The organism is Rhizobacter sp. P2_H3 (genome assembly GCF_056403355.1).
On record NZ_JBFUFQ010000001.1, the window covers coordinates 51,360 to 63,430 of the forward strand.

General features: G+C 69.7%; 13 protein-coding genes. 3 read left to right on the forward strand and 10 right to left on the reverse strand.

Annotation, left to right across the window (positions count from 1 at the left end; genetic code table 11):
• Positions 1 to 81 precede the first annotated feature (81 nt).
• Complete coding sequence (locus AC1D1T_RS00215; RefSeq protein WP_477825561.1) at positions 82 to 1,884, forward strand: carbohydrate-binding protein; 1,803 nt, start codon at positions 82 to 84, stop codon at positions 1,882 to 1,884.
• A 49-nt stretch (positions 1,885 to 1,933) separates the two neighbouring features.
• Here the strand turns inward: AC1D1T_RS00215 and AC1D1T_RS00220 are convergent, their stop codons facing one another.
• The 5 genes from AC1D1T_RS00220 to AC1D1T_RS00240 are packed head-to-tail and all read right to left on the reverse strand — an operon-like array spanning position 1,934 to position 5,085.
• Positions 1,934 to 2,437, reverse strand: coding sequence for a hypothetical protein (locus AC1D1T_RS00220; protein WP_477838376.1), 504 nt, complete (start codon positions 2,435 to 2,437; stop codon positions 1,934 to 1,936).
• Between the two features lie 30 nt (positions 2,438 to 2,467).
• On the reverse strand, positions 2,468 to 2,869 hold the full coding sequence (locus tag AC1D1T_RS00225) for a TA system antitoxin ParD family protein (protein ID WP_477826206.1): 402 nt from the start codon (positions 2,867 to 2,869) through the stop codon (positions 2,468 to 2,470).
• 42 nt (positions 2,870 to 2,911) lie between these two features.
• Positions 2,912 to 3,793, reverse strand: coding sequence for an RNA polymerase sigma-70 factor (locus AC1D1T_RS00230; protein WP_477826207.1), 882 nt, complete (start codon positions 3,791 to 3,793; stop codon positions 2,912 to 2,914).
• A 51-nt stretch (positions 3,794 to 3,844) separates the two neighbouring features.
• Complete coding sequence (locus tag AC1D1T_RS00235) at positions 3,845 to 4,339, reverse strand: Ohr family peroxiredoxin (protein ID WP_477826208.1); 495 nt, start codon at positions 4,337 to 4,339, stop codon at positions 3,845 to 3,847.
• A complete protein-coding gene (locus AC1D1T_RS00240) occupies positions 4,336 to 5,085 on the reverse strand; it encodes an SDR family oxidoreductase (protein ID WP_477826209.1) in 750 nt (249 codons plus the stop codon). The genes AC1D1T_RS00235 and AC1D1T_RS00240 overlap by 4 nt, the downstream gene beginning before the upstream one ends.
• A 158-nt stretch (positions 5,086 to 5,243) precedes the next feature.
• Between AC1D1T_RS00240 and AC1D1T_RS00245 the strand changes: the two genes are divergently transcribed.
• The gene (locus AC1D1T_RS00245) at positions 5,244 to 6,239 is read left to right on the forward strand and encodes a LysR family transcriptional regulator (RefSeq protein ID WP_477826210.1); all 996 of its coding nucleotides are present in this window, start codon (positions 5,244 to 5,246) and stop codon (positions 6,237 to 6,239) included.
• Here the strand turns inward: AC1D1T_RS00245 and AC1D1T_RS00250 are convergent.
• Together AC1D1T_RS00250 and AC1D1T_RS00255 are read right to left on the reverse strand one after the other, a co-directional pair.
• Positions 6,232 to 6,711: a carboxymuconolactone decarboxylase family protein gene (locus tag AC1D1T_RS00250; RefSeq protein WP_477838384.1), complete on the reverse strand. Its 480-nt coding sequence runs from the start codon at positions 6,709 to 6,711 to the stop codon at positions 6,232 to 6,234. The genes AC1D1T_RS00245 and AC1D1T_RS00250 overlap by 8 nt on opposite strands.
• Positions 6,712 to 6,846: 135 nt before the next feature.
• Positions 6,847 to 7,074, reverse strand: a complete 228-nt coding sequence (locus AC1D1T_RS00255) for a hypothetical protein (protein WP_047506772.1) — start codon at positions 7,072 to 7,074, stop codon at positions 6,847 to 6,849.
• Between the two features lie 182 nt (positions 7,075 to 7,256).
• Between AC1D1T_RS00255 and AC1D1T_RS00260 the strand changes: the two genes are divergently transcribed.
• A complete protein-coding gene (locus AC1D1T_RS00260; protein WP_477826212.1) occupies positions 7,257 to 8,831 on the forward strand; it encodes an AbfB domain-containing protein in 1,575 nt (524 codons plus the stop codon).
• 10 nt (positions 8,832 to 8,841) lie between these two features.
• Here AC1D1T_RS00260 and AC1D1T_RS00265 read toward each other — a convergent pair whose 3' ends face one another.
• From AC1D1T_RS00265 to AC1D1T_RS00275, 3 genes are all read right to left on the reverse strand, one after another.
• Complete coding sequence (locus AC1D1T_RS00265; RefSeq protein ID WP_477838385.1) at positions 8,842 to 9,672, reverse strand: urease accessory protein UreD; 831 nt, start codon at positions 9,670 to 9,672, stop codon at positions 8,842 to 8,844.
• 178 nt (positions 9,673 to 9,850) lie between these two features.
• Positions 9,851 to 10,264 (reverse strand): hypothetical protein, encoded by a 414-nt coding sequence (locus AC1D1T_RS00270; protein ID WP_477827058.1) that lies wholly within the window; start codon positions 10,262 to 10,264, stop codon positions 9,851 to 9,853.
• Between the two features lie 193 nt (positions 10,265 to 10,457).
• Entirely contained in the window at positions 10,458 to 12,023 is a 1,566-nt protein-coding gene (locus tag AC1D1T_RS00275) for a clostripain-related cysteine peptidase (protein ID WP_477838386.1), read from the reverse strand.
• Positions 12,024 to 12,071 lie beyond the last annotated feature (48 nt).

The window sequence follows — 12,071 nt, forward strand, 5'->3', positions numbered from 1 at the left end:
CGCGATGCGCGCCATCGCGAATCTCGCCTACGCTTGGCCCTCATTTTTGAAAACGGTTTCAAACCAGAAGGGAGCGTGATGGTGTCGAACAGGAATTCCGTGTCGTCGTTGCGTGCGGGCCTCGCCGCCGCGCTGCTGTCGGTGCTCGCGGCCGGCCCCGCGCTGGCCGACGTGCCGGCGCTGTCGGTCAGCGGCAACCAGCTGCAGGTGGGCGGCACGCCGGGCAGCCTGTCGGGCGTCAGCTACTACTGGAGCAACAACGGCTGGCCGGGCGCGAAGTACTACAACGCGAGCACCGTGGGCTGGCTCAAGTCGGACTGGAAGGCGAAGGTGGTGCGCGCCGCGATGGGTGTCGAGGACGCCGGGGGCTACCTGCAGGACCCGGCCTCGAACAAGGCGCGGCTGAAGGCGGTGGTCGATGCGGCGATCGCCAACGACCTGTACGTGATCATCGACTGGCACTCGCACTACGCCTGGCAGTACCAGGCGCAGGCGATCGAGTTCTTCCAGGAGATGGCGCGCACCTACGGCAAGAACAACCACGTCATCTACGAGATCTACAACGAGCCGAAGAACGACGCGAGCTGGAGCGGCAACGTGAAGCCGTATGCGCAGGCGGTGATCGGTGCGATCCGCGCGATCGACCCCGACAACCTGATCATCGTCGGCTCGCCGAACTGGTCGCAGGATGCCGACGTGGCGTCGCGCGACCCGATCACCGGCTACTCGAACATCGCCTACACGCTGCACTTCTACGCCGGCACGCACGGCCAGTGGCTGCGCGACAAGGCGACCACCGCGATGAACAACGGCCTCGCGCTGTTCGTCACCGAATGGGGCTCGGTGAATGCCGACGGCAACGGCGGTGTGGCCACCGCCGAGACCAATGCCTGGGTCGATTTCATGAAGGCGCGCAAGCTGAGCAATGCGAACTGGGCACTCGACGACGCACCCGAAGGCTCGGCCGCGCTGGTGGGCGGCGCGAGCGCCACCGGCGGCTGGCCCGAAGCGTCGCTGACCGCGTCGGGCAAGCTCGCGCGCAGCATCGTGCAGGGCTGGCCGGCGCCTGCGCCGACGACCTGCAGCAACACCGTGCTGCCGGCGACGCTGCAGGCGGAAAGCTTCTGCCAGATGTCGGGCGTGCAGGTCGAGGCCACCGCCGATGCGGGCGGCGGCAGCAACCTGGGCTACATCGACGCGGGCGACTGGATGACCTATGCGGTCGACGTGCCGGCCGACGGCAACTACCGCGTCTCGTACCGCGTGGCGAGTGCCGGCAGCGGCGCGAGCCTGCAGCTGGAGCAGGGCGGCGGCACGCCGGTGTTCGGCACGGTCAACATCGCCAGCACCGGCGGCTGGCAGAACTGGACGACGGTGTCGCACGTGGTCGCGCTGAAGGCCGGCAAGCAGGTGCTGGGCGTGTCGACCAAGACCGGCGGCTTCAACCTGAACTGGCTGCAGGTCGAGCGCGCCGACAGCGGCGGGACGGCGATCGCCACCGTGAAGGCGAGCACGTTCTCGCAGATGAGCGGCGTGCAGACCGAGGCCACCACCGACAGCGGCGGCGGGCAGTCGGTGGGCTACATCGATGCGGGCGACTGGCTGTCGTATGCCGGCACGCCGATCACGATCCCGAGCACCGGCACCTACACGATCGCGTTCCGCGTCGCGAGCCTGGACGGCGGCGGCTGGTTCTCGTTCGAGGAGGCGGGCGGCACGCCGGTGTATGCGACGGTGTCGGTACCGAGTACCGGCGGCTGGCAGAACTGGACCACGGTGAAGGCCACGCTGACGCTGACCGCGGGCACGCACAAGTTCGGTTTCAAGGCGCAGACGGGGGGCTGGAACCTCAACTGGTTCAGCGTGACACCGGGCGTGCAGTGAGCATGACCCGGTTGCGGCCGGGTTGCGGGAACCACCCGCTGCGCTGGGTTCAGGCGTCCGGGGGCCTGAAACGATCCGCATGGGCCGCGGACATCAAGGTCCGCAGCGTCGGCCACTTGCGTGTCCAGAACGGGCCGGCCGGGATCAGGCTCGGGTCGATCGCATCGGCCACGTGCCGCCCCCAGCGGGCCGCGACCTTGCGGCCGGCGTCGCTGAGCGCGAGGCATTCGATTTCCGACACGAGAGTCTGCAGGGGGCTGCGGCCGGCGGCGGTGTCGGCGGGTGATGCCAGCACCGCCTCCGATTGCAGAAACTTCCGCGCGACCTCGATCGCCAGCGACAACTGCAGCGCGCCTTTCTCGTTCTTCTTGTCCGGCAGCTCATGCAGGTTGGCCGCGCGGCTGCAGAGCAGGTCGAGCGGATGCATCACCAGGAAGCCGTGCTGGCCGAACTCGATGTGCATCGCGCGCTGCAAGACCTTCTTCGCGTCGAGGCCGATCACCTTGAAGATGACGTCGACGTTGACGAATTCCTCGGCCGAGATCCACCACATGCCATGGTGTTTCGGCTGCCCTGCGCCGCGTCACCACCCCTTGCCCGGCTTGGCCGGCAGGCGCTCGGTGACCTTGGCCGCCTTCACCCGTTCGCGTGAGAACAGGAAGAGGCTTTCCGGATCGCGTTCGCCGCGTTCGACGGCGCGCTCGAACTCCGCCTTCCTGGCGGTGATCGATGCCGCGCCGGTGTACGTCTTGCGCCGGCGGGTCTTGCCCGGCTCCGACGTGATGTGCGCCAGGATCCGGTCCTTGACGCCCGGGTCGCCCTGCAGCAACAGCAGCGACTCTTCCATCGTGATGCCGGCCGCATCGAGGGCCGCACCCAGGCGCACCCAGTACTCGATCTGCTCCGCCAGAGAACGGTGCACCGCCTCGCCGGCTGCAGCCGCAAGTTCATAGACGCCGTCGGACACGCGGATCGATTTGGCCATGGGGCCATCTTATGTGGCGTTTTGCGACATGACAAGGAGTCGTCAGCACCCTCCGAACGCCTGCGCCACCCGCACCAGCTTGTCCGGATTGCGCTGCACATGGATGCGCACGATGCGCTCGCCGTCGGTCTCGTACGACTGCGCCGATTCCAGCGCGCCGTGGAAGAAGCGCAGCAACCCCCACTCGCCGTTGATCAGCGCGAGCTCGATGCGCTGCTCGTCCTCCGGCCGCAGGCTCGCCGCGAAGAGCAGCTGCGCGATGCGCTGGCCGCCCAGCATCGGCCGCCCGAAGCTCGGCACCTTGCCGCCGCCGTCGCCGATCAGTTCCGCGTCGTCGGCCAGCATCGCCTTCAGCGCCGAGAAATCGCCGCCGGTCAGCGCCTGCGCGAAACGCCCCAGCAGGCGCCGGTGCGTGTCGGGCGACACCTCGAAGCGCGGCCGCTCCTCGCGCAGCTGCTCGCGGGCGCGGTGCACCAGCTGCCGGCACGCCGCCTCGCTCTTGCCGATCGTGCGGGCCAGCTCGTCGTAGTCGGCATCGAACACCTCGCGCAGCAGGAAGGCCGCGCGCGCCTCGGGCGCGAGCCGCTCCAGCATCAGCAAGAACGCGACCGACAGGTCGTCGGCGCGCTCCAGCATCTGCTCCGGAGAATCCTGCGCATCGGTCAGCACCGGTTCGGGCAGCCACAGGCCGGCATAGTGCTCGCGCTGGACCTTCGCGGCGCGCAGCCGGTTGATCGACAGCCGGGTCGTCACAGTGACCAGCCAGCCGGTCGGGTCGTCGCGCGCCACGTAGTCGGCCTCGTGCCAGCGCAACCAGGCGTCCTGCACCACCTCCTCGGCCTCGGCCAGCGAGCCGAGCATGCGGTAGGCGATGCCCCGCAACCGGGGGCGCAGGCCGTTGAAGGTGAGCGAGGCGGTGTCCATCGATGGCAGATGCTCGAGTCACCCATTCTGTGACAAGCCGGCAGGGCGTGGTCACGGCGCGAGCCGCACCACGCTCGCGATGCCCTGGCGGGCCATCTTGGCGTAGGGGCACAGCCGTTCGGTCTGGCGCACCAGCGCCTCGGCCAGTGGCCGGTCGATGCCGGGCAGGGCGATCGCCACCTCGGCGCTCAGCGTGTGCAGCCCGTCGACCGGATCGCGGCCGAAGGCCACCGAGACCGCCACCTCGGCGCCGTAGAGCGCGATCCCGTGGCGCGCCGCCAGCAGGTTCAGCGCGCCATGGAAGCAGGCCGCATAGCCGGCCGCGAAGAGCTGCTCCGGGTTGGTGCCGCCGCCCGGCCCGCCCAGTTCGGCGGGCAGCCGCAGCGCGAGCTGCAGCGCGCCGTCGTCCGAGCGCACGATGCCGGAGGCGCGGCCGTGCTGCGCCTCGCCGCCGCTCACGCGCACCGTGGTCTCGTACAGCGGCTCGAACGCGGGCCCGTGGTATTTGTCCAGCAGCGAGACCGGCGGCGGGCGCAGGCGGGTCATTGCGCGGCGAACCACGCCTCGAAGTTCACCGTGCCGAGGCGCGCGCCGTCGCCCGGCACCAGCGTGCCGTCGTCGATCTCGGCGCCGAAGTAGCGCGCATGCGCGTCGTCGACCACCGTGCGGGCGTCGTCCTTGGCGGCGAGGAAGCGCCGCACCAGCTCGGCCAGCCGGATGCGCTCGGGCCCGGCGATCTCGACCGTCGTGCGCAGCGGCTTGCCGAGCGCCACGTCGTGCATCGCATCGGCCACGTCGTCCGACGAGATCGGCTGCACGAACGCCGGCGACAGCCGCACCGTCTTGCCGTCGGCCTCGGTGCCCGATTGCGCGATGCCGCCGAGGAACTCGAAGAACTGCGTCGAGTGCACCAGCGTGTACGGCAGCGGCGAGGCCCTGATCAGCGCCTCCTGGGCTGCCTTGGCGCGGAAATACCCGCTCGCCTGCAGCCGCTCGGTGCCGACCACCGACAGTGCGACGATGTGCCCGACGTCGGCGGCTGCTGCTGCGGCCAGCAGGTTGCGCGTCGAAGTCTGGAAGAAGCTCATCACCGCGTCGTCGGCGAACGACGGCGAGTTCGACACGTCGACCACCACCTTCGCGCCCGCCAGCGCGGCGGCCAGGCCTTCGCCGGTGAGCGTGTTGACGCCGGAATTGGGCGAGGCGGCGAGCACCTCGTGGCCGCTGCGGGCCAGGCGTTGCACGAGCTTGCTGCCGATCAGGCCGGAGCCGCCGATCACGACGATCTTCATGGTGGGCTTTCAGGAGTTGCGGAGGGTGGAGCGGATGCTAGGGAGCGCATCCCGCCCGCACTAGCCCTGCGGCAGGGACCACGCTGTTGCCTGCCGCGCACCAATCTTTTTTGGGGGCGGCCTGTCACAAACCCGGGGGCTCGCGTGTTCTACAGGTCATGGACGCCTCAACCTCACTCGCTTCCCCTGCCGCGGCCGACACGCTGGCGGCCAGTTTCACGGCCAGCTATGCCGGCGTGGTCGCCTTCATCGCCGTCGTCGACGAGGGCAGCTTCGCGAAGGCCGGCGAGCGGCTCGGCATCGGCCGCTCGGCGGTGAGCCGCAGCGTGCAGAAGCTGGAAGCCCAGCTCGACGCGCGGCTCTTCCACCGCACCACGCGCAGCACCGCGCTGACACGCGAGGGCGAGCTGTTCCATGCGAACTGCCGCGTCGGCGTCGAGCACATCGTGCAGGCGCTCGACGACATGCGCGAGCTGCGCCAGGGGCCGCCGCGCGGGCCGCTGCGCATCGCGTCGGCGCCCGGCTTCGGCCGCAAGGTGGTGGCGCCGCTGCTGCGCGGCTTCCAGGCGCGCTACCCGGAGATCGAGCTCGACCTGCGGCTCGACGACCGCCCGGCCGATTTCACGACCGACGGCATCGACGTGGCCTTCCGCGACGGCCGCATGGACGACAGCCAGGTGATCGCCAGGCAGCTGGTGCCGATGCAGGTGCTGGTGGTGGCGTCGCCCGCCTACGCGCGCCGGCACGGCCTGCCGCGCAGCGTCGACCAGCTGGCCGCGCACCACTGCATCAACGTGCGGCTGGCCTCCGGGCGGGTGCGCGATTGGGAGTTCAAGGTCGACGGCCAGCCGCGCAAGCTGGTGCCGCCGTCACGCCACACCTTCAACGATGTCGAGCTGGCGCTGCAGGCGGCACTCGACGGCCAGGGCCTGGCGCAGGTGGCCGCCTACCAGGCCTGCGAGCTGCTGCGCAGCGGCGAGCTGGTGTCCTGCCTGGGCGGCCAGGCGCCGGACGACCGCGGCCACTGGCTGTGCTGGCTGAGCCGGCGCCAGCTGCCGGCGCGCATCCGGGTGTTCATCGACCACATGACCACCGAGACGCGCGCGCTCGACCTCGAGTGCCCGCCGTTCGGGGCGGTGCCGGGGGTCAGCTGAGCCTGGCCTTGTCGAGGCCGAACGCGGTGTCCGACGAACCCGGCACGGTGCGGAACGCGACGTTGATGCGGTTCCATGCGTTGATGTTCATCACCGCGTAGGTCAGGTCGGTCAGTTCCTTCTCGGACAGCTGGCCGCGCACGCGCTCGTACACGTCGTCGGGCACGCCGTGCGGCGCCAGCGTGGTCAGCGCCTCGGTCCAGGCCAGCGCGGCGCGTTCGCGCGGCTCGAACAGCGTCGATTCGCGCCAGATCGCGAGGTGGTGCAGGCGCAGCGGGCGCTCGCCGTGGATCGTCGCCTGCTTGATGTGCATGTCGAGGCAGAAGCCGCAGCCGTTGATCTGCGAGGCGCGGATCGAGACCAGGTCGTGGATCTTCTCCTCGATCGTGCTGTCCTTCACCAGCCCGCCGAACTCGACGAACTTCTTGAAGAGTTCGGGCGCCTGGTGGACGTAGTTGATGCGTTGGGTCATCACATGCTCCTTGAGCCCCAGTGCGGCTGGGGTGCCCGGTTTCTGCTGAGTGCGGAATGGGGCAAATCGTAGGAGCGGGGTCCGCGCCGCGGAAGGCATGCGGCGGGGACCACGGTGTTGACCGCGGGGCACCAATCAGGGCGAAGGCTTCTGCGTCAGCGCCCGCACCTGCGCGGCCACGTCGGTGAGCTGGATCTTCAGCGCATCGAGCTCGCCGTCGACCGCCTCCGAGAAGGTCTCGAGCAGCGCGCCGAAGGCCTGCACGTCGGCGTTGTCGCCCCAGCCGTTGGCCTGGGCCAGGCCCTGGAACTTCTTCGCGATGCGTTCGGCCGTGATGCCCGATCTGGTGTGGGTGGCGTTCATGGGTGGTTTCCCTGGGTGAGTGGTTCGGATCGCCATCGTGCCACCCCTGGCGCACGGCTGCGGCGCGTTGCAAGGTGGTGCTTTATGAAACCGCTTGCAAAACCGCTAGGATCCGGCGATGGGCACCGTCAGAGTGCCCGGCAGCCGCGCCGATCGCCACACACATCACGTTGGAGGACACCATGAGAACACTGCGACCTTTGCTTGCGCTGCTGCTGGGCCTGATGGGCCTGCTCAGCGCGCCGTTCGCGTTCGCGCAGAACTGGCAGCTCGTCTGGCAGGACGAATTCCACGGCAGCATCAGCCCCGACTGGGTCTTCGAGACCGGCACCGGCTCGGGCGGCTGGGGCAACAACGAACAGCAGTACTACCGGCGCGAGAACGCGACGGTCGAGAACGACGCGCTGGTCATCACCGCGAAGCGCGAGGATTTCGGCGGCATGCGCTACACCTCGGCGCGCATGAAGACGCAGGGCAGGAAGAGCTTCAAGTTCGGCCGCATCGAGGCGCGCATTGCGCTGCCGGGCAAGCAGGGCACCTGGCCGGCGTTCTGGATGCTGGGCAGCAACATCAGCACGGTCGGCTGGCCTGCGTCGGGCGAAATCGACATCATGGAGCAGATCAACACCGGCGCCGACGTCTACGGCACCGTGCACTGGCAGGCCGCCAACGGCAGCTACGCGTCGTACGGCGGGCACGTGGCCACCAGCATCAACAGCTACCACGTGTATGCCGTCGAGTGGGACACGAACACCATCAAGTGGTTCGTCGACGGCGCGCAGTACCACGTGATCGACATCAGCAACAACGCCGGCGGCACCGATGAGTTCCAGCGCGATTTCTTCCTGCTGCTGAACATGGCGGTGGGCGGCAACTGGCCCGGCTTCAACATCGACGAAGGGGCGCTGCCGGCGCGCATGCTGGTCGACTACGTGCGCGTCTACCAACCGGGCACCGCGACCACGACGCAGGCGGCCTGGACCAGCCAGAACATCAACGGCAACGTGATCCGCCACCAGGCGAGCCGCGGCCGCATCGACCCGGCCGGCAGCGTCTCGCCGATCGCCGACGGCAACTGGACGATGGTGCCGGGCCTGGCCGGCGGCGGCGTCTCGTTCCAGTCGGTGAACTATCCGAACAGCTACTTGCGCCATCGCAACGGCGAGGTCTGGCTCGATGCCAACGACAACTCGACGCTGTTCCGCCAGGACGCCACCTTCAACCAGCGCGCGGGCCTGGCCAATGCCGGCGCGACCTCGTTCGAATCGTGGAACTTCCCCGGCCGCTACCTGCGCCACCGCAACTCGCTGCTGTACGTCGAGAGCATCGCGAGCGACGGTGACCGCAACGACGCCACCTTCGCGCGCACGCCGCTGCTGCAGGGCTCGGCGATCACGCTGGAGGCCGAGAACTACGCGGTGATGCAGGGCATGACGGCCGAAGCCTGCACCGAAGGCGGCCAGAACCTCGGCTACATCGACGCCAACGACTGGGTGGTGTGGGACGTGAACGTGCCCAGCGCCGGTACCTGGACGGTGCAGTACCGCGTCGCGAGCCAGAGCGGCGGCGGCGTGCTGCAGCTCGAGCGCGCCGGCGGCACGCAGGTGTACGGCAGCCTCGGCGTGCCGTCGACCGGCGGCTGGCAAAACTGGACCACGGTCTCGCACCAGGTGCAGCTGAGCGCCGGGCAGCAGCAGATCGCGGTGAAGGCGCTGCAGGGCGGGTGGAACCTGAACTGGATCAGGCTGAGCCGTTGATCCGGGTCCGTCAGGTGCGCCACACCCGGGGCACCTGCGCAGGCAACGCCCACGCGATCTCTCGCCAGCGCTTCCACACGCCCGTCAGCAGCTCCATCGCCGGCTCGACGCGGTGCGCCAGCACCCGCACCACGACCACCTCGTCATGCGGCGACGTCGCGCCGGCAGTGGCGCGCAGCGCGTGTGCCTCGAGCTGCTCGCGCGCCGCATCGATCAACACCTCCCGCCGCGCGCCCGCCAATGCGGAGCCACCAGCGAACCACATCGTCGCGAGCACGCTGTGCCCCGCGAAGCCCACCGGCGAATCGAGCAGCAGCCGGTCCTCGCCATCGACCGTGCCACGTTCCAGCCACACGCCCGGCAGCTCGATCTGCTGCGTGTAGCGGCCTGCATCGAACAGCTCGCCGCTGGCCGGCAGCCCGAGCGCCAGCACGTCCCAGCCGATCATCTCGGCACCGGGTTCCAGCTCGAAGCGCATGCGGTTCTCGGCCAGCGTGCGCCGGTAGCACAGCGTCTCCAGCGGCAGCCATTCGAGGCGCGCACCCTCGGCCACGCGCGCCGTCAGGCTCTGCACGGCCGTTTCGCCGAGGCTGCGGTAGAAGCGCGTCGCGCCCGGCGTCGTGATCAGGGCATGGGCGCCGGCGTCGAGCGTGGCTTCTATCGCCAGCACATCCCCGCCGACGATGCCGCCAGGCGGGTGCACCAGCACGTTGTGGCAGATCCCGGGGCCTTCGGGATGGAGGCTTTGCAGGACGCGCAACGGCCCGCTGTGTCGGTCGTGGACGACGCAGCGGCCGGCGTCGTGGCGGTAGTGGAGTTGCAGGCGACCGTTCCAGGCCATGGGCTCGGGGTGTTGATGCGGGGCGCGTGCAGTGTAGGGGCGGCCGCCGCATCCTCGGTCGGCACCGGCCGCCGCGTCTCCAGCAGCCAGATGCCGGGCGTGGTGTCGGCGAACGGGATCGCGACCGGCCCGAGGGCCGCCAGGCGGCGTTTGATCGACGGCAGCATGCGAGCCTCCTTCAGTGCGTCCGTGCGCCGGTGCGCGTGAACGGGGGCTCGGCCGGCTCGTCCACCGCCGGCTCGTCGAAGTAGCGGGCCGCCATCGCCTGCGCCATCTGCGATGGCGTCAGCAGCTGCAGGTGGGCCGGCGGCGCGGTGCTGCGGCTGATCAGGTCGAGCAGCAGGTCGAGTGCGATCGCGGTGGTCGACAACGCGAGCCACAGCAGCACCTGCTCGAGCCAGTCCTGCCCGATCACCAGCGCGACCGGCACCGAGACCCACAGGCTCAGGCAGTAGAAGCAGGCGAGCGACGAGCCCTCGCCGGCCCAGCGCCGCAAGGTCTCCAGCACGCGGCGCGGGCCGGCTTGCACGTGCAGCAGGTGGGTGAGGCGCCAGACGGCCAGCGCGCCAAGGACGGACAGGTACCACTTCATGGGCGTCTCCTGAGGATGGGATGGGGTGGAGGAATCCATGGACCGCATTCCATCGGCCCCGCCTTCCCATTGACACGCCCGTGTGCGGCCCGATCGCCCCGGGCGCGAGACGATCACGAGACGATGGGGCGCCGGACACAAAAAACCCCTGGGAGGACGGGCCTCGCAGGGGTTGAGGGGGAGCGCGGTGTGATCAGGCGCGGCGCGGTTTGTCCTCTCCCTTGGGGATGATGTCCCCGTCACCGCAGGGGTCGGGTTGGCGGCCCTTCGGCGGCTCGTAGCGCGCGTTGAACACCGGGAACTCGGGGATCGCCGCCGGCAGCAGGCCCTTGAACGGTTGGCCCTTGTGGTACTCGACGATGAAGTCGACCCAGTCGGTGACCTTCACGAAATCGATGATGTGCGGCTGCACGCGCGGCAGCGTCGGGTCGGGGTTCACGTCGAGGTAGTACGGCGAGCGCCAGTCCCACAGGCCGAGCAGCAGCGGGTCGGGCAGGAAGATGTTCATCGCGAGGTTCTTCGCCGAGAAGTCCCACAGCGCGCCGGGGGCCGTCCACGGCGCGTCGACGGCGCCGTAGCGCTTGATGTCCTTCAGCGCATCGCGCAGCCCGGCCGCCGCCTGCTGCACCTTGAACGGCGCGAAGTCGGTGGCCAGCAGCTCGGTGGCCAGGCTGTCGATGTCGGTCAGCTCGTCCGGCGTCTCCAGGTCCATGTTGGCGTTGGTGTCGAACTGCTGGGCGCGGCGGATCGCGGCGCGGATCTTCTGCACGATCGCCGGGCGTTGCGCAGGCGTCGAGGTGCGCAGCGCGGCGAGCAGCGCATCGGCCAGGTCGTCGATGCGCTCGACGATCGCCTGCAGACGGCCGAGCTGCACGACGCAGCCGACGGTCGGGTGGTTGCCCTTCGCGGCGAGGATGTCCTTGTTGCCGTCGGCGAACCACTGCGCGAGCTGCTGCGCGGTGGCGCTGCCGGCCGCCGCCAGTTTCTGGAACACCGCCGGGTAGGCCGCGCCGGCGGTGAAGAAGTTGTAGTTCTCGTAGCCGGTCGCGTAGTCGGCGTACGGCGCCACCGTGTGCAGCACCTCGACCGACATGTTGAAGCAGTTGTTGAAATGGATCGCGGCCAGCTTCGGGACGCCGGCGTCCTGGGCCTGCTTCAGCGCGTCGCCGAGGCCCCAGGTGGAGAGCGGCATCTGGCTGACCGGCAGCACCGGCGAGCCCTGCGGCAGCACCGGTGACCCCTGGGGCAGCACCGGCGAGCCTTGCGGCAGCACCGGGGTGCCGCCCGATTCGCTGAGGTGCCACTCGAAGGCGCCGCCGGCGGTGATGTTGTGGGCCGTCAGCTTGCTGCGATCGATCTCGGGCAGGAACCCGGCTCCATGGCCTTCGAGCGCGAGCACCAGTGCGGCGGCGGGATGGGCCTGGTGCGCCTGGCGCAACAGGCCGGCCAGCGTGTTCGGCGAGGTCATGTCCTGCTTCCAGCGCGAGGTGACGACCACGTCGGCCGGCTGCAGCGCCGCGATCTCCACGAGGTAGGAATCGTCGTCGGCCAGGTCGATCAGCGCGGTGACGTGCACGCCGCTGGCAGCGATCTTCGGCAGGGCCCGCATCAACGGGTGCTGCGACAGGTCGCGCGAGGTTCCGTCGGGGAACCCGCTCAGCACGGGATCGCCGCCGAACGGCGCGAGGACGACCAGCGCGACGCCGTCGGTCGCGGACGAGGTGTTCGGATCGGAAGCAAGGAGGCGGGGCAGGGGCATGACGGTTCCTCGATGAGGCAATGGGTGCGAAATCGCGTCGATACACTA

What these genes read in the sequence shown, in the direction of transcription:
- AC1D1T_RS00250 (WP_477838384.1), bottom strand. Translation starts at nt 6,711, where the DNA reads ATGACCCAACGCATCAACTACGTCCACCAGGCGCCCGAACTCTTCAAG.
- AC1D1T_RS00235 (WP_477826208.1), bottom strand. Translation starts at nt 4,339, where the DNA reads ATGACCCGCCTGCGCCCGCCGCCGGTCTCGCTGCTGGACAAATACCAC.
- AC1D1T_RS00275 (WP_477838386.1), bottom strand. Translation starts at nt 12,023, where the DNA reads ATGCCCCTGCCCCGCCTCCTTGCTTCCGATCCGAACACCTCGTCCGCG.
- AC1D1T_RS00255 (WP_047506772.1), bottom strand. Translation starts at nt 7,074, where the DNA reads ATGAACGCCACCCACACCAGATCGGGCATCACGGCCGAACGCATCGCG.
- AC1D1T_RS00260 (WP_477826212.1), top strand. Translation starts at nt 7,257, where the DNA reads ATGAGAACACTGCGACCTTTGCTTGCGCTGCTGCTGGGCCTGATGGGC.
- AC1D1T_RS00245 (WP_477826210.1), top strand. Translation starts at nt 5,244, where the DNA reads ATGGACGCCTCAACCTCACTCGCTTCCCCTGCCGCGGCCGACACGCTG.
- AC1D1T_RS00240 (WP_477826209.1), bottom strand. Translation starts at nt 5,085, where the DNA reads ATGAAGATCGTCGTGATCGGCGGCTCCGGCCTGATCGGCAGCAAGCTC.
- AC1D1T_RS00265 (WP_477838385.1), bottom strand. Translation starts at nt 9,672, where the DNA reads ATGGCCTGGAACGGTCGCCTGCAACTCCACTACCGCCACGACGCCGGC.
- AC1D1T_RS00225 (WP_477826206.1), bottom strand. Translation starts at nt 2,869, where the DNA reads ATGGCCAAATCGATCCGCGTGTCCGACGGCGTCTATGAACTTGCGGCT.
- AC1D1T_RS00270 (WP_477827058.1), bottom strand. Translation starts at nt 10,264, where the DNA reads ATGAAGTGGTACCTGTCCGTCCTTGGCGCGCTGGCCGTCTGGCGCCTC.
- AC1D1T_RS00220 (WP_477838376.1), bottom strand. Translation starts at nt 2,437, where the DNA reads ATGTGGTGGATCTCGGCCGAGGAATTCGTCAACGTCGACGTCATCTTC.
- AC1D1T_RS00230 (WP_477826207.1), bottom strand. Translation starts at nt 3,793, where the DNA reads ATGGACACCGCCTCGCTCACCTTCAACGGCCTGCGCCCCCGGTTGCGG.